We start from the raw sequence: 390 nt of genomic DNA, 5'->3' as shown, positions 1-390 counted from the left end.
GGTCTGGCCGGTCCCCGATACGTTCAGGCTGCGGGCCGAGGTCACGCAGGGCGTCCGCGCCCATGACGGGATCATCGCCAAGCTGGCGGCCGACCTGGTGGGCCGTTTCGGGCGGTTCACCCTCAGCCTGGGCCCCCGGTTCGTGGTCGGCGATGCCGCCGCCATGCATCTGGACTTCGACGTCCCGGTCGCCGCGACGCTCGTGAATCCCGTCCTGGCCCCGTACCGGGCTTCTTCTGGACCGCGTTCCGCCGGGGCGACGGCCACCGTGAGCTACGATTGGTCCGACGCGTGGCAGAGCCTCGGCTATGTCCGCTACGACAGGTTGATCGCCGCGGCGGCGGCGAGCCCGATCGTGCGCCGCGTCGGCACCGCGGACGAACTCACGGT

Annotated in this window: 1 protein-coding gene; it reads left to right on the top strand. The window is 71.5% G+C overall.

Annotated features, from left to right (window positions below; genetic code table 11):
- The coding region (locus tag FJV41_RS51595; protein WP_141649702.1) for a MipA/OmpV family protein at positions 1–390 on the top strand (390 nt) is incomplete at both ends.

It is taken from the genome of Myxococcus llanfairpwllgwyngyllgogerychwyrndrobwllllantysiliogogogochensis (assembly GCF_006636215.1).
GTDB classification, from domain to species: Bacteria; Myxococcota; Myxococcia; order Myxococcales; family Myxococcaceae; genus Myxococcus; species Myxococcus llanfairpwllgwyngyllgogerychwyrndrobwllllantysiliogogogochensis.
Note: the sequence above shows the minus strand (reverse complement) of the source record. Positions and strands in the feature narration are given on the sequence as shown.